The 21,064-nt window shown below is 69.3% G+C and carries 20 protein-coding genes and 1 tRNA gene; 13 read left to right on the top strand and 8 right to left on the bottom strand.

Features of this window, described 5'->3' with window-relative positions:
• Positions 1-3 precede the first annotated feature (3 nt).
• The 3 genes from purH to dusB are packed head-to-tail and all read right to left on the bottom strand — an operon-like array spanning position 4 to position 2,886.
• Positions 4-1,575, bottom strand: a complete 1,572-nt coding sequence (gene purH / locus EZ313_RS07530) for a bifunctional phosphoribosylaminoimidazolecarboxamide formyltransferase/IMP cyclohydrolase (protein ID WP_135262564.1) — start codon at positions 1,573-1,575, stop codon at positions 4-6.
• 34 nt (positions 1,576-1,609) lie between these two features.
• Positions 1,610-1,846, bottom strand: coding sequence for a Fis family transcriptional regulator (locus EZ313_RS07535; RefSeq protein ID WP_135262565.1), 237 nt, complete (start codon positions 1,844-1,846; stop codon positions 1,610-1,612).
• Complete coding sequence (gene dusB, locus EZ313_RS07540; RefSeq protein WP_135262566.1) at positions 1,843-2,886, bottom strand: tRNA dihydrouridine synthase DusB; 1,044 nt, start codon at positions 2,884-2,886, stop codon at positions 1,843-1,845. Before dusB ends, EZ313_RS07535 begins: the two co-directional genes overlap by 4 nt.
• Positions 2,887-3,018: 132 nt before the next feature.
• Here dusB and EZ313_RS07545 point away from each other — a divergent pair, with 132 nt between their 5' ends.
• A complete protein-coding gene (locus EZ313_RS07545; protein WP_135262567.1) occupies positions 3,019-3,510 on the top strand; it encodes a YqaA family protein in 492 nt (163 codons plus the stop codon).
• Here the strand turns inward: EZ313_RS07545 and ychF are convergent.
• On the bottom strand, positions 3,507-4,601 hold the full coding sequence (gene ychF, locus EZ313_RS07550; protein WP_135262568.1) for a redox-regulated ATPase YchF: 1,095 nt from the start codon (positions 4,599-4,601) through the stop codon (positions 3,507-3,509). The genes EZ313_RS07545 and ychF overlap by 4 nt on opposite strands.
• 31 nt (positions 4,602-4,632) lie before the next feature.
• On the opposite strand from ychF, the gene EZ313_RS07555 reads away from it, so the two are divergent.
• The gene (locus EZ313_RS07555; RefSeq protein WP_167772542.1) at positions 4,633-6,459 is read left to right on the top strand and encodes a sensor domain-containing diguanylate cyclase; all 1,827 of its coding nucleotides are present in this window, start codon (positions 4,633-4,635) and stop codon (positions 6,457-6,459) included.
• A gap of 8 nt (positions 6,460-6,467) precedes the next feature.
• On the opposite strand, the gene EZ313_RS07560 is transcribed toward EZ313_RS07555, so the two are convergent.
• Positions 6,468-7,349: an MOSC domain-containing protein gene (locus EZ313_RS07560; protein WP_135262570.1), complete on the bottom strand. Its 882-nt coding sequence runs from the start codon at positions 7,347-7,349 to the stop codon at positions 6,468-6,470.
• Positions 7,350-7,384: 35 nt separating this feature from the next.
• Between EZ313_RS07560 and EZ313_RS07565 the strand changes: the two genes are divergently transcribed.
• Genes EZ313_RS07565 through EZ313_RS07580 form a run of 4 tightly spaced genes read left to right on the top strand, consistent with a single transcriptional unit; the run spans position 7,385 to position 12,151 of the window.
• Entirely contained in the window at positions 7,385-8,488 is a 1,104-nt protein-coding gene (locus EZ313_RS07565; protein WP_135262571.1) for an FAD-dependent monooxygenase, read from the top strand.
• 23 nt (positions 8,489-8,511) lie between these two features.
• Positions 8,512-9,225, top strand: a complete 714-nt coding sequence (locus EZ313_RS07570) for a DsbC family protein (RefSeq protein ID WP_135262572.1) — start codon at positions 8,512-8,514, stop codon at positions 9,223-9,225.
• The gene (locus EZ313_RS07575; protein WP_135262573.1) at positions 9,222-10,985 is read left to right on the top strand and encodes a M61 family metallopeptidase; all 1,764 of its coding nucleotides are present in this window, start codon (positions 9,222-9,224) and stop codon (positions 10,983-10,985) included. The genes EZ313_RS07570 and EZ313_RS07575 overlap by 4 nt, the downstream gene beginning before the upstream one ends.
• Entirely contained in the window at positions 10,964-12,151 is a 1,188-nt protein-coding gene (locus EZ313_RS07580) for a DUF3108 domain-containing protein (protein WP_135262574.1), read from the top strand. Before EZ313_RS07575 ends, EZ313_RS07580 begins: the two co-directional genes overlap by 22 nt.
• 9 nt (positions 12,152-12,160) lie before the next feature.
• Here the strand turns inward: EZ313_RS07580 and paaK are convergent, their stop codons facing one another.
• From paaK to EZ313_RS07595, 3 genes are read right to left on the bottom strand one after another with little or no spacing between them, the layout of a single operon-like run.
• Positions 12,161-13,456, bottom strand: coding sequence for a phenylacetate--CoA ligase PaaK (paaK, locus tag EZ313_RS07585; protein WP_135262575.1), 1,296 nt, complete (start codon positions 13,454-13,456; stop codon positions 12,161-12,163).
• Positions 13,453-13,887 carry a hydroxyphenylacetyl-CoA thioesterase PaaI gene (paaI, locus tag EZ313_RS07590; RefSeq protein ID WP_135262576.1) on the bottom strand — a complete coding sequence of 145 codons (435 nt, stop codon included), beginning with the start codon at positions 13,885-13,887 and terminating at the stop codon, positions 13,453-13,455. The genes paaK and paaI overlap by 4 nt, the downstream gene beginning before the upstream one ends.
• Positions 13,887-14,690 carry an enoyl-CoA hydratase-related protein gene (locus EZ313_RS07595; RefSeq protein ID WP_135262577.1) on the bottom strand — a complete coding sequence of 268 codons (804 nt, stop codon included), beginning with the start codon at positions 14,688-14,690 and terminating at the stop codon, positions 13,887-13,889. The genes paaI and EZ313_RS07595 overlap by 1 nt, the downstream gene beginning before the upstream one ends.
• A gap of 86 nt (positions 14,691-14,776) precedes the next feature.
• Here EZ313_RS07595 and EZ313_RS07600 point away from each other — a divergent pair, with 86 nt between their 5' ends.
• From EZ313_RS07600 to EZ313_RS07630, 7 genes are all read left to right on the top strand, one after another.
• The gene (locus EZ313_RS07600; protein WP_135262578.1) at positions 14,777-15,556 is read left to right on the top strand and encodes an enoyl-CoA hydratase; all 780 of its coding nucleotides are present in this window, start codon (positions 14,777-14,779) and stop codon (positions 15,554-15,556) included.
• Between the two features lie 28 nt (positions 15,557-15,584).
• Positions 15,585-15,661 (top strand) — tRNA-Met (locus EZ313_RS07605).
• A gap of 90 nt (positions 15,662-15,751) precedes the next feature.
• Positions 15,752-16,141, top strand: a complete 390-nt coding sequence (locus tag EZ313_RS07610; protein WP_135262579.1) for a hypothetical protein — start codon at positions 15,752-15,754, stop codon at positions 16,139-16,141.
• A 6-nt stretch (positions 16,142-16,147) separates the two neighbouring features.
• Positions 16,148-17,485: a tRNA (N6-isopentenyl adenosine(37)-C2)-methylthiotransferase MiaB gene (miaB, locus tag EZ313_RS07615; RefSeq protein ID WP_135262580.1), complete on the top strand. Its 1,338-nt coding sequence runs from the start codon at positions 16,148-16,150 to the stop codon at positions 17,483-17,485.
• 9 nt (positions 17,486-17,494) lie between these two features.
• The gene (locus tag EZ313_RS07620) at positions 17,495-18,922 is read left to right on the top strand and encodes a sensor histidine kinase (protein ID WP_135262581.1); all 1,428 of its coding nucleotides are present in this window, start codon (positions 17,495-17,497) and stop codon (positions 18,920-18,922) included.
• Entirely contained in the window at positions 18,912-19,511 is a 600-nt protein-coding gene (locus tag EZ313_RS07625) for a hypothetical protein (RefSeq protein ID WP_135262582.1), read from the top strand. Before EZ313_RS07620 ends, EZ313_RS07625 begins: the two co-directional genes overlap by 11 nt.
• Positions 19,508-20,926 carry a sigma 54-interacting transcriptional regulator gene (locus EZ313_RS07630; RefSeq protein WP_135262583.1) on the top strand — a complete coding sequence of 473 codons (1,419 nt, stop codon included), beginning with the start codon at positions 19,508-19,510 and terminating at the stop codon, positions 20,924-20,926. Before EZ313_RS07625 ends, EZ313_RS07630 begins: the two co-directional genes overlap by 4 nt.
• Positions 20,927-21,064: the final 138 nt, after the last annotated feature.

Raw genomic sequence — 21,064 nt, forward strand, 5'->3', positions numbered from 1 at the left:
CGGTCAGTGACGGAAGTGCCGCACCCCGGTGAACACCATCGCCACGCCGCGCTCGTTGGCCGCCGCGATCACCTCGTCGTCCCGCATGCTGCCGCCCGGCTGCGCCACGCAGGCGGCGCCGGCATCCACCACCACGTCCAGCCCGTCGCGGAACGGGAAGAACGCGTCGCTCGCCACCACGCTGCCGGCCAGTGACAGCCCGGCGTTCCCGGCCTTGATGCCGGCGATGCGCGCCGAATCGATGCGGCTCATCTGGCCGGCGCCGACGCCCAGCGTCATGCCGTCCTTGCAGAACACGATGGCGTTGGACTTGACGTACTTGGCGACTTTCCAGGCGAACAGCAGGTCGCGCAGTTGCTCCGGCGTCGGCTGCTTCTGCGTGACGACCTTCAGCTCGGCCAGCGTGAGCTCGCGGTTGTCGGCCGTCTGCATCAACAGGCCCGAGCCGACCCGCTTGACGTCCATCATGTTGCGGCCGTTCTCCCAGTCGCTCTTGCCGCCCGGCGGCAGCTCGATCTGCAGCAGGCGCACATTGGCCTTGGCCTTGAATACTTCCAGCGCCTCGGGCGCGAACGCAGGCGCCATCAGCACCTCGACGAACTGCCTGGCCACCGCCTGCGCGGCGGCGCCGTCCAGCGGCCGGTTCAACGCGATGATCCCGCCGAAGGCCGAGGTCGGATCCGTCTTGAACGCCTTGGAGTAAGCCTCCAGAGGATCCTTGCCCAGGGCCACGCCGCAGGGGTTGGCGTGCTTGACGATCACGCAGGCCGGCGCGTCGAAGCTCTTGACGCATTCCCAGGCCGCGTCCGCATCGGCGATGTTGTTGTACGAGAGTTCCTTGCCCTGCAGCTGCTTCGCCATCACCAGCGAACCCGGCGCCGGATACAGGTCGCGGTAGAACGCGGCCTGCTGGTGCGGGTTCTCGCCATACCGCAGGTCCTGCACCTTGACGAAACGGCCGTTGGCCTGAGCGCCGAACAGCGCGCGGGTGCCACCCTCCTTCAGGCTGGAGAGGTAGTCGCGGATCGCACCGTCGTAGTCGCTGATGCGGTTGAAGGCGGCCACGCATAACGCGAAGCGCGTCTGGTCGGACAGCTTGCCGGCGCTGCGCAGTTCCTGCAGCACCGGCTCGTACTGCGCCGCGTCCGTGAGCACCGCCACGTCCTTCCAGTTCTTGGCCGCGCTGCGCACCATCGCCGGCCCGCCGATGTCGATGTTCTCGATCGCGTCCTCCAGCGTGCAGCCCGGCGTGGCGACGGTCTTCTCGAACGGATAGAGGTTCACCACCAGCAGGTCGATGGTGTCGATGCCGTGGGTCTTGAGCGCCTGCACGTGCTCGGGCAGGTCGCGGCGCGCGAGCAGGCCGCCGTGCACCTTCGGATGCAACGTCTTGACGCGGCCGTCCAGCATCTCGGGAAAGCCAGTGATCTCCGCCACTTCGGTGACCGGCAGGCCTTCGGACGCGAGCAGCTTTGCAGTGCCGCCGGTGGAGATCAGGCGCACGCCCAGCGCATGCAGCCCGCGGGCGAGTTCGACGATCCCGGTCTTGTCCGAGACGGAAAGGAGTGCGTTCATGGTGTCGTGGGCGCGCGGCCCGTTCGAATGGGAGTTACTTGAGCAGTTTGTGCTCGACGAGCTTCTTGCGCAGCGTGTTGCGGTTCAGGCCCAGCCACTCGGCCGCGCGCGACTGGTTCTGGTCGGCCTTGGCCATGACGACTTCCAGCAGCGGCTTTTCCACCACCTTGACCAGCATCTCGTACAGGCCCCCCGGCTCCGTGCCGCGCAGGTCGCGGAAGTAGCCCTCCAGGCTGGTGCGCACGCACTCCTCGATGTGTTTCTTGCTCATGCTTCCTGACGCGACGTTTCTTCCTGGTCTTCTTCCCTCTGCGCCACGGGCAGCCGGTCGCCGTGTGCAGCCAGCTCGTCGAAGAAGCCGGCCACGGCGCTCAGCTGCTCGCCGCAGTCCTCGATGGCGTTCATGCGATCCCGGAAGGCCTGCGCTTCCGGCAGGCCCCGCACGTACCAGGCGATGTGCTTGCGTGCGCTGCGAACGCCGGTGTACTCGCCGTAGAGGCCGTAGTGGTCTTCCAGGTGCGCGAGCAGCAGGCGCTGGACCTCGGCCACCAGCGGCGGCGCGAGCAGCTCGCCGGTCGCGAGGAAATGCGCGACTTCCCGGAAGATCCACGGGCGGCCCTGGGCGGCGCGGCCGATCATCACGGCATCGGCCCCGGTGAACGCGAGGACGTCGCGCGCCCTGGCAGGTGAATCGATGTCACCGTTGGCGACCACCGGGATGCGCACCGCGTCCTTGACCGCGGCGACGGTCTCGTATTCGGCGTGACCCTTGTAGCCCTGCTCGCGCGTGCGGCCGTGCACCGTGAGCATGCAGATGCCCGCGGCTTCAAAGCCGCGCGCCAGCCGCGCCGCATTGCGGTGCTCCGCATCCCACCCGGTGCGCATCTTGAGCGTGACGGGCACACCGCGCGCCTGTCCCACCTGCACCACCGCTTCGGCGATCGACAGCGCCAGCGGCTCGTCCTGCATCAGCGCCGAGCCGGCCCACTTGTTGCAGACCTTCTTCGCCGGGCAGCCCATGTTGATGTCGATGATCTGCGCGCCGCGGTCGATGTTGTAGGCGGCGGCCTCGGCCATCATCGCCGCGTCGGTGCCCGCGATCTGCACGGCGACGGGACCCGGCTCGCCGCCATGGTTCGCGCGGCGCGAAGTCTTCAGGCTGTTCCACAGCTCGCGGCGCGAGGTGACCATCTCGCTGACGGCGTAGCCCGCGCCGAGCTTGCGGCACAGCTGCCGGAAAGGGCGGTCGGTGACGCCCGCCATCGGCGCGGCGAACAAATTGTTCGCCAGGACGTGCGGGCCGATCTGCATGGGGAAGCGGGACAGGGGTTGCTGAAAAATGAGGCATGCATTGTAGGCCTCGCGCCTTGCGCCCAGCCAACCGGCGGGACTGCGCATGCACCTACAGGGTTACTCGGCTTGACTGCCGTAACATCCGCGCGCATGCAAGAGTGGCTCGAGTCCATGCTGGCGCTGCTGGCCCTTCCGCGCTTCGGACTCTCCACGCTTTTCGTCGTCGCGTTCGTCTCGGCCACGCTGGTGCCGATCGGTTCCGAGCCCGCGCTGTTCGGCCTGCTCAAGCTCAACCCCGAACTGTTCTGGCCCGCCGTGTTCGTGGCCACCGCCGGCAACACGCTCGGCGGCATCGTCGACTGGTGGATGGGTTACGGCGCCCACCAGGTCGTCGACAAATGGGGCCACTCGCGCTCGCACATCAAGGCCATCGAATGGCTGGAGAAGCTCGGGCCCAGGGCCTGCCTCCTGTCCTTCCTGCCCGTGGTGGGCGATCCGCTGTGCGCCGTGGCGGGCTGGCTGCGCCTGGCCTTCTGGCCCTGCGTGGCCTGGATGGTCGTGGGCAAGTTCCTGCGCTACGTCGTGATGACGGTCGCGCTGCTGCACATCTTCCCGGGCGGCATCCCGGGAGTCACGCGCTAGACGTTGAACAGGAAGTTCATCACGTCCCCATCCTTGATGACGTATTCCTTGCCTTCGCTGCGCATCTTGCCCGCGTCCTTGGCGCCCTGCTCGCCCTTGTAGCGGACGTAGTCGTCGAAAGCGATCGTCTGCGCGCGGATGAAGCCGCGCTCGAAGTCGGTGTGGATCACGCCGGCGGCCTGCGGCGCGGTGGCGCCGATGCGCACGGTCCAGGCCCGCACTTCCTTTTCGCCGGCGGTGAAGTAGGTCTGCAAGCCCAGCAGCCGGAATGCAGCGCGGATCAGGCGATTGAGCCCCGGCTCCTCCTGGCCGATCTCGGCGAGGAACATCTTCTTGTCCTCGTCGCTCATGTCGGCCATCTCGGATTCGATCTTGGCGCAGATGGCGACCACGGGCGCATCCTGCGCCGACGCGTACTGCTGCAGTCGATCGAGGTAGGGGTTGTTCTCGAACCCGTTCTCGTCGACGTTGGCCACGAACATCGCCGGCTTGGCCGTGATCAGGAACAGCGTCTTGAGCAGCGCGCGCTCCTCGTCGTTGAACTGCAGCGTGCGCACCGGCTTGCCTTCGTCGAGCACGCCCTGCAGGCGCGTGAGCAGCGCCACCAGCTTGGCCGCTTCCTTGTCGTTGCCGGACTTGGCGGCCTTGGTGTAGCGCGCGAGGCTCTTCTCGACTGTGCCCAGGTCGGCCAGGCACAGCTCGGTCTGGATCACCTCGATGTCGGAGACCGGGTCCACCTTGCCGGCCACGTGGATCACGTTCGGGTCGTCGAAGCAGCGCACGACGTTCACCACCGCATCGGTCTCGCGGATGTGCGCCAGGAACTGGTTGCCCAGGCCCTCGCCCTTGCTCGCGCCCGCCACCAGTCCGGCGATGTCGACGAACTCGACGATGGCCGGTACGATCCGTTCCGGCCTGGCGATGTCCGCCAGTTGCGCGAGACGCGCGTCAGGCAGCTCCACGATGCCGACGTTCGGCTCGATGGTGCAGAAGGGGTAGTTCTCGGCGGCGATCCCCGCCTTGGTCAGGGCATTGAACAGGGTCGATTTGCCCACGTTGGGCAAGCCCACGATGCCGCACTTCAAGCTCATGGCAGTTCCAGACAGACAAGCGGGAAAGTGTATGCCAAGGGGCCTGGCGGCCCGGGCGCTGCGGCTGGCCGCCGCCACGGGGCTGCTGCTGTCTTTCGCCGCCGGCGGGCAGCAGCCCGCTCCGGAGGTGCAGCAGCGGCGCACTGCCGGAGAGGTCGTGCTGACCGATGACGCGGGCAGCCTGTCCGCGGGGCCGCTCGCCCAGGTCTGGCTCGATGAAACCGGCGGCGCCGGCATCGAGCAAGTGCTGCAGCCCGGCGTGCATTTCGAGCCTGAACAGGCCGACACCGTGCACCCGCTGAGGCCCGGCGCCGCAGTGTGGATGCGACTGCGCCTGCTGCGCGCCGAGGGAGAGCAGCGGCAATGGCTGCTCGTGTTCGCGAACCCGCTGCTGGACGAGGTCAGTGTCTGGCAGATGGACGACAGCGGCCGCTGGCGCGTGCAGACGGCCGGCGACCGGGTGCCGGTGGACCGCTGGCCCGAGGCGGGCCGCTATCCGGTGTTCCGCCTCGAGCTCCCCGCGGGCCAGCCGCGCGAGGTGTATGCGCAGGTGCGCAGCGCCATCCGCACCAGCGTGCCCGTGCGCCTGTCCACCGACGTCGCCCACAACCAGCGGCAGCAGCTCGAATACCTCGGGCTGGGTTCCGCGTTCGGTGCGCTCGTGCTGCTGATCGTCGCCTGCGTCGCGCAGGGCTGGGCCTACCGCGACCGCGCGTGGGCCGGCTATGCGATCTACGCCGGCCTGAGCACCCTCTGCGTGATGGCGTACACCGGCGTCGCGGGGCACCTGCTCTGGCCTTCCGCCCGCGCATGGGCCGACGCCGCGCCCGGCGTCCTGGCCTTCCTGTCGGCCGGAGCCGCCGTCCTGTTCGTGCGCGACCTCACCGCGGTGCCCGCGCGCAACCGCATGCTGGGGCGCGCCACCGGTATCTGCGGCTGGCTGGCCGTGCCGCTGGCGCCGGCCTACCTGCTGTTCGAGCGCAAGCTGGCGCTGGACACGTTGTCCGTCTATCTGGCGCTGGTCGCCGCCCTGAATGTCGCCGTGGCCTGGATGGCCTGGCGGCGGCGCGATGTCGTCGGCCTCTGGGTGCTGTTCGCCTACGTGCCGCTCGCGGCGGCGGTGACGGCCGCGATGCTGCGCCTGCTCGGCTGGCTGCCGGCTTCCTTCGTCGCGCAGTACGCGGTGGTCGCGGCCATCGTGCTGGAGGTGCCGCTGCTGCTGGTGGCGCTTTCGATCCGTTCGCGCGAGCGGCACGGCGCGCACGTTCGCGAGCAGGCGCTCGCCACGCAGGATGCGCTCACCGGCCTGATCGCCCAGCACCTGTTCCAGGACCAGCTGCAGCAGGTGGTTTCGCGCTTCAAGCACGATCGCGAAGACGCGGCCATCGTCTTCATCGACCTGGTGAACCACGCGCGCATCAAGGCGCAGCACGGCCAGACCGTCGCCGAGCAGAGCCTGCTGCGCAGCGTGATCAAGCTGCGCCGCCTGGTGCGCGACGTGGACACGGTCAGCCGCATCGGCGAGGCGCGCTTCGCGCTGATCATGGAAGGCGTGCGCTCACGCGCCGTGATCACGGACCGCGCGGCGCGCCTGATCGCCGCCGGCCTGATGCCGCTGCAGGGCCTCAAGCCCGAGGTCACGCTGCAGTTCCATGCCGCGGCGGTGCTGCTGTGCGAGAACCCGGTGGAGGCCGGCGAGCTGCCCGAGGCGCTGGGCGCGCTGCTCGGGTCGATGTCACCACGCACGCGCCGGCCGATCCGCTTCCTCGATCCCCCGGACACGCAGCCGATCCCGATCCAGACGGACACCTCGGGCGGCCCCGGGTCCGACAGCGAACTGCTGCCCGCCAGCGGCTGATCCCGCGGTCAGTCGAACTTCCAGCTGGCGGTCACCGGCTGGCCGACGCGCAGCACCGCGTCCTCGCCTTCCAGCAGGATCGCATTCATGGCAAAGGTGACCGCGCCGCCCATTCGCGGATCCTGCCGGTACGCCTGCAGCGCATCGGTCACCGCGGGGCTGGTCTCGCCGGTCTGCGGATCGACGTTCGGGATCGGGCAGCGCGAACAGGGCTTCACGAGCTTGAGCACGGCCGCCGGTTCCGAGCCGATCCGCAGCAATTCGATCCGGTCCTCGTCGTGCGCCTCGACGCCTTCCAGCACGATGTTGGGCCGGAAGCGCTCGATGCCTACGGGCGCCTGGCCGGCGCGCGCGAGCCGCTCGTTCAGGCCGTCCAGCGACGCGGTGCTCGCCACCAGGAAGGGATAGGCATCGCTGAACTGGTTGAGCGCTTCGACGCCGCCGGTCCACTTCATGTCGGAAAGGCGGCGCTGGTCGGGGTCGAAGCGCACCAGCCGAAGCTTCTGTCCCAGGAAGTCACTGAACCATTGGGCAGCGACCGCGCCCATGTCGTAGGCGGCCACTTCGTCGTCCCACACGCGCACGCGCACCGACTCTTCGACCGCGTCGATGGCCAGGTGCAGCGCCAGCATCCCGGGCGCGCGCAGCACCACCTCGTGATGCTTGAGCTGCGGGCGCACCAGGGCCATCCGCGGCAGTTCGCGCTGGCTCACGAACTCGCCGTCGGCGTCGACCACCATCCAGGCACGGTCGAGGTCCAGCCCGGCGGGCGTGACGACGGCTTCGGCCACTTCGACGCCGGCGCAGGACTTGACGGGATAGACGAACAGGCGCGCGATGCGGCCGGACAGGTCGGGGGCGGACACGGGCTTCTCCGGAGCGGAACTCATCGGAGCGATTGTGCCCCGCCTCCTACAATCGACCGATGGCGCCTGTCCTCGACGTCTGTATCCGCGGCGCGGGAATCGTCGGCCGCACGCTGGCCTTGCTGCTCGCGCGCGAGCGGCTTCGCGTCGGCCTGGTGCAGGCCCCGGCCGCGCCCGGCCACAGCGACGTGCGCGCCTACGCGCTCAATGCCGCCTCGCGCCAGCTGCTCGAATCCGTCCGCTCCTGGCCCGACGGTGCGCACGCCACCCCGGTCACCCGCATGGAAGTGCACGGCGACGAAGGCGGCCGGGTGGAGTTCCGCTGTGGCCCGGAGCCGGCCCTCGCCTGGATCGTCGACGTTCCCGCGATGGAGCAGCGGCTGGACGAGGCCTTGCGTTACCAGGCGCTCGTGAGCGTCCTCGAAGCGCCGGCCAAGGCGGGGCTCACCGTCGTCTGCGAGGGCCGCTCCAGCGTCACTCGTGCCGAGTTCGGCGTGCAGTACGACATCCAGCCATACGGGCAGCATGCCGTCGCCGCACGGCTGCGCTGCGAGAAACCGCATGGCAACGTCGCGCACCAGTGGTTCCAGGGCGGCGAAGTGCTCGCCCTGCTGCCGATGGGCGGCGAAGCGCCGGCGGAAGGCGGCCACTCGCTGGCGCTGGTCTGGTCGGTCGGCCAGGACAGGGGCGATTCGCTGCTGCGCTGCGCGGCCGAAGACTTCGAATCGCAGCTCACCGCGGCCAGCCATGAAGCTCTGGGCCGGCTCACTCTCACGAGCGAGCGCAAGTCCTGGCCGCTGCAGCTCGCGCGGGCCGACCGCTGGTGCGGGCCGGGCTGGGCGCTGGCGGGCGACGCGGCGCACAGCATCCATCCGCTCGCCGGCCAGGGCCTGAACCTGGGGCTGGCCGATGCCCGGATGCTGGCGCAGGTCTTGCACGAGCGGGAATACTGGCGCCCCGTCGGCGACATCCGCCTGCTGCGCCGCTACGAGCGGTCGCGCAAGGCCGACGTGATGGCGATGGAAGCCACCACCGACGGCCTGCAGCGCCTGTTCGCGCAGGACCATGCCGCGTTCGCCGCGGTGCGCAACACCGGCATGCGCGGCTTCGATGCCATGGGTCCGGTCAAGCAGTGGGCGATCCGGCAGGCCTCGGGCCTGTGATCGCCCAAGGAAACGGAAAGAACATGAAACGAACCCTCACCGCCCTCGTCGCCGCCGTCCTGCTGGCCGGGGCCGCCCTGGCGCAGGAAGCCACGATCCGCCGGAACCTGCTGGAGCGGCTGCCGCAGATCGGCAAGATCGACGAAGTGACCAAGTCGCCGGTGGCGGGCCTGTACGAGGTGCGCGTGGGCACCGACCTCTTCTACACCGACGCCGAGGGCAACTACCTGATCGAGGGCCAGGTGCTGGACCTGCGCGCGCGCCGCAACCTCACCGAGGAGCGGCAGAACAAGCTGCTGGCGGTCGATTTCGACAGCCTGCCGCTCAAGGACGCGTTCACCATCGTGCGCGGCGACGGCAAGCGCCGCATGGCCGTGTTCCAGGACCCGAACTGCGGCTACTGCAAGAAGTTCGAGCGCGACCTGCAGAAGGTGGACAACGTCACGATCCACATGTTCCTGTACCCGATCCTGGGCAGCGACTCGGTGACCAAGTCGCGCAACATCTGGTGCGCCCGGGACAAGGGCAAGGCCTGGCAGGACTGGATGGTGCGCGACGTCGCCGCACCGGCAGCGCCCTCCCCCGGCTGCGACACCACGGCCCTGGACCGCAACCGCGAGTTCGGCCGCAAGCACCAGATCACCGGCACGCCGACGCTGCTGTTCGCGGACGGCCGCCGCGTGCCGGGGGCCATGGCCGCGGCCCAGGTGGACAAGATCCTGACCGAAACCAAGTGAGCCCGCGCGCGCATGCCGCCCCGGCCTGGCGCCTGCACTACCGGGTCGAAGCGGCGGACCTCCACGCCCACCTGTTCCACGTAGCCCTGACGATCGAGCAGCCCTCCGCCGCGCAACGCGTGTCGCTGCCGGTGTGGATCCCCGGCAGCTACCTGGTGCGCGAGTTCTCCAAGAACCTGCAGAAGCTGGTGGCGCGCCAGGACGGGCGGGCGGTCCCGATCCACCAGATCGACAAGTGCACGTGGCAGATCGATTGCGTGCCGAGCAGCCCGCTGGTCCTGGGCTACGAGGTCTATGCGTTCGACACCTCGGTGCGCACCGCCTGGCTGGATGCCGACCGCGGCTTCTTCAACGGCACCAGCCTGTGCCTTCGCGTGCACGGCCAGGAACCGCAGCCGCACGCGCTGGAACTCGTGTCGCCGCGACCGGGCTGGGAAGCCGCCACCGGCCTCACGCCATTGAAGACCGGCAAGCGCGGCTTCGGCCTGTACCTCGCGCAGGACTACGATGAGCTGGTCGACTGCCCGGTGGAAATGGGCGCGTTCTGGAGCACCGAGTTCAAGGTGCATGGCGTGCCGCACCGGCTGGTGGTGTCCGGCGCCACCGAATCGCTGGACGGCGCGCGCCTGGCGTCGGACGTGCACAAGATCTGCGAGAGCGAGATCCGCTTCTGGCACGACCGCCGCAAGCCGCCGTTCAAGAGCTATGTCTTCCTGCTCAACGCGGTGGACGACGGCTACGGCGGCCTCGAGCACCGCAATTCGACGGCGCTGATCGGGTCGCGCCGCGACCTGCCGCGCGTGGGCGACCCGCGAATGGGCGACGGCTACCTCACCCTGCTGGGCCTGATCAGCCACGAGTACTTCCACACCTGGAACGTCAAGCAGTTGCGGCCGGCGGAGTTCACCCGCTACGACTATTCGCAGGAGAACTACACGCAGCTGCTGTGGTTCTTCGAGGGCTTCACCAGCTACTACGACGACCTGCTGCTGCGGCGCGCGGGCCTGATCGACGAGGCGACCTACGTGCGCCTCTTGAACAAGACGATCAACCAGGTGCTGCAGACGCCCGGCCGCGAGGTGCAGCCGGTCGCGCAGGCCAGCTTCGACGCCTGGGTGAAGTACTACCGCCAGGACGAGAACACGCCCAATGCCACGGTGAGCTACTACACCAAGGGCTCGCTGGTGGCCCTGTGCTTCGACCTGACGCTGCGCGCCGAGGGCCACACGACCCTCGACGACGTGATGCGTGCGCTGTGGGTGCGCTGCAAGGCGGGGCCGATGACCGAAGCCGACTTCGCCGCGGTGCTGCGCGAGCTGGGGCAGCGCAGCTTCGCCCGCGAGATCGCGGCCTGGGTGCACAGCACGCGCGAGCTGCCGCTGGCCGACCTGCTGCAGAAGCAGGGCGTGTTCGCGCTCGACGAGCCGGCGCAATTGCAGCAGCGCCTGGGCATCCGCGTCGACGAAACGGGTGGAACGATCAAGCTCAAGACCGTGCTTCGCGGCGGCGCCGCCGAACAGGCCGGCATGGCGGCGGGCGACGAGTGGCTGGGCGTGGAAGTCGCGGGCAACGCCTGGCGCCTGGCCAAGACCGACGACCTGCTGCTGTACGCCGGCTCGCACCGCCGGCTGATCGCGCTGGTGGCGCGCGACCGCCGCCTGCTGCGGCTGGAACTGCACCTGCCCGCCGCCGTCACCACCTGGCGCCTGGTGCTGCGCGACCCGGCCCTGGCCCAGCCATGGCTGTCCCTCCAGACCTGAACCGCGCCGCGCGCCGCCGGCTGCTCGCCGTCGTGGCGGTGGTGCTGGTCGCGCATATCGCGGCGCTTGAGGGCTTGACCCGCTGGCACGGCGAGACGCGGCTGCTCAAACCGATGGTCGCCCCGATGTACACGCGCCTGCTGGAACCGGAAGCGCCCAAGGCACCTCCGCCCGTGGTCGCGCAGGCGGAGGCGCAGCCGCCCCCCGCCACGCGCATGCAGGCGACGCCGAGCCTGCCGTCGCAGTCGACGACCACCCTGCCGAAGCCGAAGCCGAAGCCGAAACCCAAGCCGAAGCCCAAGCCTGAACCGAAGCCGGAACCCAGGACCGAAGTGCCGGAACCCGTCGCTCCGCCACCAGAACCGCCCGTGGAAATCGCGAACCCACCCGAACCTCCGGCTTCCGCGGTCGGGCAAGCGCCTGAGGTTCCGCCTGCGGACACGACGGCTGCGGCGCCCGCGACGCCGACACCGAGCACGCCGGTCACTGGGACCGGCACCGATACCACTGCGACCACGCCCGCCACCGAGAGCTGGCCATCCGACACCCGTCTGCGGTACCGCCTCGGCGGGCGGTTCCGCAGCGGCGACCTGTACGGCGACGCGCGCGTGCTGTGGCAGCGCGAAGCAGCGCGCTACCAGGTGCGGGTGGAGGTGGAGCTCACCTTCCTGGCCACGGTGATCATGACCAGCCAGGGCGAAGTCGGCGCTGTGTCACTGGAGCCGCAGGTCTACGAGGAGGTGCGCAACGGCCGGCCGCGCGGCCTGCGCATGGGCCAGCGCGACTTGACGCTGGCCAATGGCAGGGTCGTGCCGCGGCCGCCCGGCGTGCAGGACACCGCCAGCCAGTTCGTCGAACTGAGCCATCGCTTCGCCAGCGGCCGCGAGCGGCTCGAAGTGGGGCGTGCGGTCAGCTTCTACCTGGCCCGCCCCGGGCAGGTGGACCTGTGGACCTACGACATCGTGGCCAGCGAAACGCTGCGAACGAAGCTGGGCGAAGTGGAAGCGTTCCACCTCAAGCCGCGGCCGATCGCCAACCCGCGCGGCAACATCACCGCCGAGATGTGGTTCGCGCCCAGCCTGCAGTACATGCCGGTTCGCATCCGCGTGAACATGGGGGACGAGGCCCACATCGACCTTCTGGTCGAATCGATCGAACAGCGGTGAACGGGCGCCTCAACGAGGCCGCTTGTCCTGCACCCTCTTCGCCTTGCCCACGCTGCGCTCCACGCCGCCTTCCGCGCGCAGCTCGATCACGGCGGTGGTGCCGATGAAGGTCTTGATCTCGTGGGCCAGCCTGTCGGCCGCGGCCTGGGCTTCGGCGCTCTCGTGCGAAAGTCCCTGGCGCGCCTCCACCGCGATCGTCAGGCAGTCGAGCGGCCCTTCGCGCGTGAGGATGCACAGGTAGTGCGGCGCGAGCTCGGGCCGCTTGCAGATCAGCTCCTCGATCTGGGTCGGGAACACGTTGACGCCGCGCACGATCATCATGTCGTCGCTGCGTCCGGTGATCTTCTCCATCCGCCGCATCGTGCGCGCGGTGCCGGGCAACAGCCGCGTGAGGTCGCGCGTGCGGTAGCGGACGATGGGCAGCGCCTCCTTCGTGAGGCTGGTGAAGACCAGTTCGCCGAGTTCGCCGTCCGCGACCGGCTCGCCGGTGTCGGGGTCGATGATCTCGGGATAGAAGTGGTCCTCCCAGATCGTCGGGCCGTCCTTGGTCTCGACGCATTCGTTGGCCACGCCCGGGCCCATCACTTCGGACAGGCCGTAGATGTCGACCGCGTCCATGCCCATGCGCTGCTCGATGGCCAGGCGCATGTCATTGGTCCAGGGCTCGGCGCCGAAGATGCCCAGGCGCAGGCTCGATTCGCGCGGATCCATGCCCTGCCGCTCGAACTCGTCGGCGATGGCCAGCATGTAGCTGGGCGTCACCATGATGATGTCCGGCCGGAAGTCGTTGATCAGCTGCACCTGCCGCTCGGTCTGGCCGCCGCCGAACGGCACCACGGTCAGCCCCAGCCGTTCGGCGCCGTAATGCGCGCCCAGGCCGCCGGTGAACAGGCCGTAGCCATAGCTCACGTGGACCATGTCGCCTGGCCGCGCACCGCTGGCGCGGATGCTGCGGGCCATCACCGTCGCCCAGGTGTTGATGTCGTTCTGCGTGTAGCCCACCACCGTGGGCTTGCCGGTCGTGCCGCTGGAAGCATGGATGCGAACGCACTGCTCGCGCGGCACGGCGAACATGCCGAACGGGTAGCTGTCGCGCAGGTCGTGCTTGGTCGTGAACGGGAACTTCGCCAGGTCCGCCAGCGAGCGGCACTCGGACGGGTGCACGCCGGCCTTGTCGAACTTGGCCCGGTACACCGGCGAATTGGCATAGGCATGCTGCAGCGTGGCCTGAAGTCGCTTGAGCTGCAGGGCGCGAAGTTCGTCGACGCCGGCCTTTTCGATGGGCTCGAGGGGGAAGGACTTCATGGTGCCTCCGGGAACACGGTGCCCTGGATCTGGGCGCTCTTGCCGCGGAACATCGCCACCGCCTCGCCGCGCTGGTTGGTGACCTTCATGTCGTACACGCCGTGGCGGCCCTGCAGCACCTGCTCCACGCCTTCGCAGGTCAGCACGTCGCCCAGCTGCCCCGGCTTGAGGAACTCGATGCTGCAGCCCGCCGCCACCGCCACCTTGTTGTGGCTGTTGCAGGCGAAGGCGAAGGTGGAATCGGCCAGCGTGAAGATGAAGCCGCCGTGGCAGATGCGGTGGCCGTTGAGCATCTCCTCGCGCACCTTCATGCGCATCACCGCGCGGCCCGGCTCGCAGCTGACCAGCTCCATGCGCATGAATTCGCGGCTGGCCAGGTCCGCGGCGAACATGGTCTCGCCGACCCTGGCGGCCTTCTGTTCGGGCGTCATCACTCGCCCTTGAAGTTGGGCGAGCGCTTCTCGCGGAAAGCCTTCACACCCTCGATGTAGTCGTGCGTGCGGCCCAGGGCCGATTGCGTGTCGCGCTCGAGATCGAGCTGGCGGTCCAGGTCGTTGGTGGCGGCGGCGCGCAGTGTCTTGCGGGTGGCCACGAGGCCCGCCGTGGGCAGAGTGGCGAGCCGCTCCGCGAGCTTCATCGCGGCCTGCACGCAGTCCTCGCCCTCGGGCACGACGTCCCAGATCATTCCCCACTCCTTGGCATCCTGGGCGCTGACCTTGTCGCCCAGCATCGCGCAGCCCATGGCCCGCGCCAGGCCGAGCTTCTTGACCAGGAAGTAGGTGCCGCCGGCATCCGGGATCAGCCCAAGCTTGATGAAGGCCTGGATGAAGGTGGCCGAGGAGGCCGCGATCGCGAGGTCGCACGTCATCGCCAGTGACGCGCCGGCGCCCGCGGCCACGCCGTTGACGGCCGCGATCGTCGGCACGCGCAGCGCCTGCAGCTTGCGCGCGGTGGGGTTGAACGCCTGCTCGATGATCGGTCCCGGGTCGGCGCGCTTGACCAGGTCCGGACCTTCGGCGAAGTCGAATTCCGCCAGATCCGCCCCGGCGCAAAAGCCCCGGCCCGCGCCGGTGATCACCGCGGCGCGGATCGACTTGTCCGACTCGATGCGGTCCAGCGCGCCCCACAGCTCCTGGTGCATGGCGCGCGTGAAGCTGTTCAGCGCCTGCGGACGGTTCAGCGTGATCAGCGCGATCGCGCCGCGGGTTTCATAGAGGATGGTCTGTTCGCTCATGCTCGCTTGTCTCCTGCCCGCGAATCTACCAGCCACCGATTGGCCATCCGGTCGCTTGGCTATAGTCGCCATCCCAAGGAGACGCCATGGCCTACGAGACCCTCGAGGTGCGCACCGAAGCCGGCAAGGTCGGCATCATCGCCCTCAACCGACCGAAGCAGCTGAACGCGCTGAACGACCAGCTCATGGACGAGCTCGGCGCCGCGCTCAAGGTCTTCGACAACGACGACGCGATCGGTTGCATCGTCCTGACCGGCAGCGCCAAGGCCTTCGCCGCGGGCGCCGACATCTCGGTGATGACCAAGTACAGCTTCGCCGACGTCTACAAGTCCGAGTACATCAGCCGCAACTGGGAACACATCCGCAGCGTTCGCAAGCCGGTGATCGCCGCGGTGGCCGGGTTCGCGCTGGGCGGCGGCTGCGAGCTGGCCATGATGTGCGACATCGTGATCGCGGCCGATACCGCGAAGTTCGGCCAGCCCGAGATCAAGCTCGGCATCATCCCGGGCGCCGGCGGCACCCAGCGGCTGCCGCGCACGATCGGCAAGGCCAAGGCCATGGACATGATCCTGACGTCGCGGATGATGGATGCGCAGGAGGCCGAGCGCAGCGGGCTGGTCAGCCGCATCGTGCCGGCCGACAAACTCATGGATGAGGCCATTGCGGCCGCGCTGGTGATCGCGGACATGCCGCGGCTGGCCGCGATGGCCGCCAAGGAGTCGGTGAACCGGGCTTTCGAGACGCCGCTCTCCGACGGCGTGATGTTCGAGCGGCGTCTTTTCCACGCGCTGTTCTCGACGGCGGACCAGGAGGAAGGCATGGAGGCTTTCCTGGCCAAGCGGCCGCCCGCCTTCAGCAACCGCTAGCGCCCGTTGGCTATAATCACGGGCTCACGGCGCTTTAGCTCAGTCGGTTAGAGCGATGGAATCATAATCCACAGGTCCGCGGTTCGAGTCCGTGAAGCGCCACCAGACCCGCAAAGGCACTGTCCAGTACAGTGCCTTTGTTTTTTGCGCTGCCCGGCAGCGCCTTCCTTTCACTTCAGCCTCTGGATCAACACCATGAAACGCTGGATCCTCCTCCTTCCTGGCGCCCTGCTGCTTGTGGCCGCCGCGGCCAAAGCCCAGGTCATCCGCAGCGCACCGGCCGACGTCAAGCCGGCGCGCCTGTCCGTCACGGCGCCGCCGCAGATCACGCTCAACGGCCAGCCCGACCGGCTCTCGCCCGGCGCGCGCATCCGCGGCACCAACAACCTGGTGATGCTGTCGGGCAGCGTGGTCGGCAAGGTGCTGCCGGTGGTGTACCGCCGTGATGCGGCGGGCCTGGTCCACGAAGTCTGGGTGCTGACCGAGGAGGAGTACGGCAAGGTCGCCGGCGCCGAAGACGGCACCCCCGACGGCCACAAGCGCTTCGCCGAACTGCTGGCCCTGATCTTCGGCACGCGGAAGTAAACGGCCATGAAGAAGGTTTACGTCAAAACCTTCGGCTGCCAGATGAACGAGTACGACTCGGACAAGATGGCGGACGTCCTGCATGCGGCCGAAGGCTACGAACCGACGCAGGATCCGGAAGATGCCGACCTCATCCTCTTCAACACCTGCTCCGTCCGCGAGAAGGCGCAGGAGAAAGTGTTCTCCGACCTCGGCCGGGTCAAGCACCTGAAGAAAAAGGGCGTGCTGATCGGCGTAGGCGGCTGCGTGGCCAGCCAGGAAGGCGCCGCGATCATCGAACGCGCTCCCTACGTGGACGTGGTGTTCGGCCCGCAAACCCTGCACCGGCTGCCGCAGTTGCTGTCGGCGCGCGTGAGCCAGGGACGACCGCAGGTGGACATCAGCTTCCCGGAGATCGAGAAGTTCGACAACCTGCCGCCCGCGCGCGTGGAAGGCGCCTCGGCGTTCGTCTCGATCATGGAAGGCTGCAGCAAGTACTGCAGCTACTGCGTCGTGCCCTACACGCGCGGCGAGGAAGTCTCGCGCCCGCTCGACGATGTCCTGGCCGAGGTGGCCGACCTTGCCGACCAGGGCGTCAAGGAAGTGACGCTGCTGGGCCAGAACGTGAACGCGTGGCGCGGCCGCATGGGCGACACCGCCGAGATCGCCGACTTCGCGCTGCTGCTGGAGTACGCCGCGGAGATCCCGGGCATCGAGCGCATCCGCTACACGACCAGCCATCCGAACGAGTTCACGCAGCGGCTGGTGGAGGCCTACGGCAAGGTGCCCAAGCTGGTGAGCCACCTGCACCTGCCGGTGCAGCACGGCAGCGACCGCATCCTGATGGCGATGAAGCGCGGTTACACCGCCATGGAATACAAGAGCACGCTCCGCAAGCTGCGCGCCGTGCGGCCGCACATCTCGCTCTCCAGCGACTTCATCGTCGGCTTCCCCGGGGAGACGGAAGAGGACTTCGGCAAGCTGATGAAGCTGGTCGAGGACGTGGGCTACGACGCGAGCTTCAGCTTCATCTTCAGCCCGCGCCCCGGCACGCCGGCGGCGGCGCTGCACGACGACACGCCGCACGAGGTGAAGCTGCGCCGCCTGCAGCACCTGCAGGCCGTGCTGGAGCGCAACGTCGCGCGCATCAGCGCCAGCCGCGTCGGCACCGTGCAGCGCATCCTGGTCGAAGGGCCCTCGCGCAAGGACAAGAGCGAGCTGATGGGGCGCACCGAGTGCAACCGCATCGTCAACTTCGCCGGCCCGCAGCGGCTGGTGGGACAGATGGTGGACGTCACCATCACCGAGGCGTTGCCGCATTCGTTGCGCGGCGAAGTGGTGGTGCGCGAGACCGCGCCCGCCTGATCCGGGGACATGCCCGGGACGCGCTTCCACCTGTCGTTCCATCAGCTGCTGCTGATCGCCTTCATGCTGGTGGGGGCGCTGCTGGGCGGCACAGCGCTGCGGGCCGTCGTGGTGCTCGACCGCCTGATGGCGCAAAGCGGCATGTCGACCGCCGCCGCGCTGGAGCTCAATGCGAGCGCGCAGGCGCTGGCCGAACGCACGGTGGACATGGAGCGGGCGGCGCGCCAGTCGCTGATTTTGGGCGATGCGGTCCTGCGCAAGCGCTTCGACGAGGAAGCGGCCAATGCGCGATCGGCTCTGCGGCGCCTGACCGACCAGGGCCTGACGCCCGACCAGGCGCAGCGCTGGCACGCGCAGCTGGCGCAGGTCGAGGAGCTGCTGCGCGGGCCGGCAGCGACGGCGCTCGACCGGGAGCGCCTGGTCGCGCAGCGCTTCCGCGAATTCGACGGCATCAACACCGGCATCGCACGCGAGGTGCAGGGGCTGATCGGCGAACGCAACCGGCTCCTGCGCGAACGACTGGACAACAGCCGTTCGCGCCTGATGCAGCAGGTGATCGTCGTGCTGCTGCTCACGTCGCTGCTGATCGCCGGGCTGGGCATCTGGCTCTCGCGGCCGTTCAAGCGGCTGGAGGCCGCGATCGCCTCACTGGGCCAGGACCGCCTGGACGATCCCATCGAGATCCAGGGACCGCAGGACGTGCGCCGTCTTTCCCAGCAGCTCGACTGGCTGCGCCTGCGTCTCACCGAACTGGATGCCGACAAGGCCCGCTTCCTGCGCCACGTCTCGCATGAGCTCAAGACGCCGCTGGCCGCGCTGCGCGAAGGCGTGTCGCTCCTGCAGGAAGGCGTCGCGGGCGATCTGAGCAGCCGCCAGCAGGACGTGGTGCGCATCCTCCAGCACAACACCGCGGGACTGCAGCAGCGGATCGAGGCGCTCCTAAGGTTCAATGCCGCGGCCTTCGAGGCGCGTCAGCTGCGCCGTCGCCCCACCGACCTGCTGGCGCTGCTGCAGGAGCAGGTGGAGATGCAGCGGCTGCAGTGGCACGCCAAGGAACTGACGGTCGACGTCGAGGGCGAGAGCGTGGTCGCGCCGGTGGATCCGGACAAGCTCGGCACCGCACTGGCCAACCTGCTGACGAATGCGATCCGGTTCTCGCCGCACGGCGGCCGCATCCGCTTGCGCTTGCGCCGGCTTGGCGCCGCCGTCGAGATCGACGTCTGCGACGAGGGACCGGGCATTGCCGAGACCGACCGCGACCGCGTCTTCGAGCCCTTCTACCGCGGCGAGCGCCAGCCGCAAGACGCGCCGCCGGGCACCGGCATCGGCCTGTCCATCGTGCAGGAATACATTGCAGCCCATGGCGGCCGGGTGACCCTGCCGCCGCACGCCCCGAAGGGCGCGCACTTCCAGATCGAACTGCCCCATGCCCCCTGAACCCGCCGCCCTGCCCCGCTCGCTCGCGCCACCGCTGGTGGCCGCGGCGCTGCTGATCGGCTGCGCTGCTGCCCCGCCCGCACCCGAGCCGCCTGCGCCTGCGCCGCCGCCGGTGATCGTGGTGCAGGCGCCCGCACCGCCGCCCGCCGCGGCGCCGCCCGCGCCGGCGCCGCCTGCGGAGAGCGCGGCGCCGGCGGCGATGCTCGCCTACGCCGACCGGGTCCGCAGCCTGGGCCTGCCCGCTGCGGCTCTCGAGCTTTCGCGCCTGTCTGCGGAGGCGCAGACACCAGCCCACCAGTTGCAGATGGCGCTGGTGCTGCTGCAGACGCGCGCGCCCGGCGACAGCGCGCGCGCCGCGCAACTCCTGCAGCGGGTCCAGGCCGAAGACAGCCCGGAGGCCCGGCCGCTGCACCCGCTGGCGCGCCAGGTGGCGGCCCAGCTCGCCGAGCAGCGCCGGCTGGAGGAACAGCTGGAGCGTCAATCGCAGCAGGCGCGTGACGCGCAGCGCCGCGCCGACCAGCTTCAGGATCGCCTCGAGGCCCTGCGCGCGATCGAACGGGCACGGCCGAACCGTCCCACCGCACCATGAGCACCCCATCCGCGCCGCGAATCCTGGTCGTCGACGACGACGCCGACATGCTGCGGCTGCTCTCGATGCGGCTGCACGCGGCCGGCTACCACGTCAGCGCCGTCGGCTCGGCCGAGGCGGCGCTCGCGCAGCTCGCAGTGGAACGGCCGCGGCTGGTGCTCAGCGACGTGCGCCTGCCGGGCCGCGACGGCCTGAGCCTGTTCGACGAGATCCGGCAGCGCCATCCCTCGCTTCCGGTGATCCTGCTCACCGCGCACGGCACGATCCCCGACGCTGTCGAAGCGACTGCGCGCGGTGTGTTCGGCTACCTCACCAAGCCGTACGACGCCCGCGAGCTGCTGGACAAGATCGCGCAAGCCATCGCGCTCGGCGTCCCGCCGTCGTCGGGCGACACGCACGACGAGCGCTGGCGCGAGGAAATCGTCAGCCGCTCCAGCCGCATGGAGGAACTGCTGGCCGAGGCGCGCATGGTCGCGCGTTCGGATGCGTCCGTGCTCCTGCGCGGCGACAGCGGCAGCGGCAAGGAACTGCTGGCGCGCGCGATCCACAAGGCGAGCCCCCGCGCGCGACGGCCGTTCGTCGCGGTCAACTGCGGCGCGATCCCCGAAGCGCTGCTCGAGTCGGAACTCTTCGGCCACATGAAGGGCGCGTTCACCGACGCGGTGGCCAACCACAAGGGCCTGTTCCAGGCCGCCGACGGCGGCACGCTGCTGCTCGACGAAATCGGCGACATGCCGCCCGCGCTGCAGGTCAAGCTCTTGCGTGTGCTGCAGGAGCGCGCCGTGCGCCCGCTGGGCTCTAGCCAGTCGATCCCCGTCGACGTGCGCGTCATCTCCGCCACCCACCGCGACCTGGAAACCGCGATGGCCGGCGGGCAGTTCCGGCAGGACCTGTATTACCGGCTGAACGTGGTCACGCTGACGCTGCCCACGCTGGCCGAGCGGCGCGAAGACATCCCCCTGCTGGCCAACCACTTCCTGCACAAGCTGGCCGGCAAGTACGGCAAGCGGGTCTCCGGCTTCGCGCCGGAAGCGCTCAAGGCGCTGGCCTCGGCGCCGTGGCCGGGCAACGTGCGCCAGCTCTACAACGTGGTGGAGCAGGTCTGCGCCTTGTCCACCACCGCGCTGGTGCCGCTCGCGCTGGTGCAGCGCGCGCTGCGGGTGCCGGGCGTCGAGGTGCTGACCTATGCCGAGGCCAAGCAGCGCTTCGAACGCGAGTACCTGGTCGGGCTGCTGAAGATGACCGACGGCAGCGTGGCCGACGCAGCGCGCCTGGCCGGTCGCAACCGCACCGAGTTCTATCGGCTGCTCCAGAAGAACGAGCTCACCCCCGGGCTTTTCAAGGGCGACACGGTCGCGCTGTCGCCGGATGACGACAAGCCCGAATCGCCCAATGCCAAGGCGAAGGACCGGTAGAGAAACGGCTCCTGTCGCCGCGCGGCGACAAAAACGCGCCATTCCGGCCCTCCGCAAGGCCGTGGCCGCAACCCAACAGCAAGAACCCGGCGTAAGTCCGCGCCACCAAAGGACTTTCAAGCTGGCCTAGGGTTTGCA

Source organism: Ramlibacter henchirensis, from assembly GCF_004682015.1.
GTDB classification, from domain to species: Bacteria; Pseudomonadota; Gammaproteobacteria; order Burkholderiales; family Burkholderiaceae_C; genus Ramlibacter; species Ramlibacter henchirensis.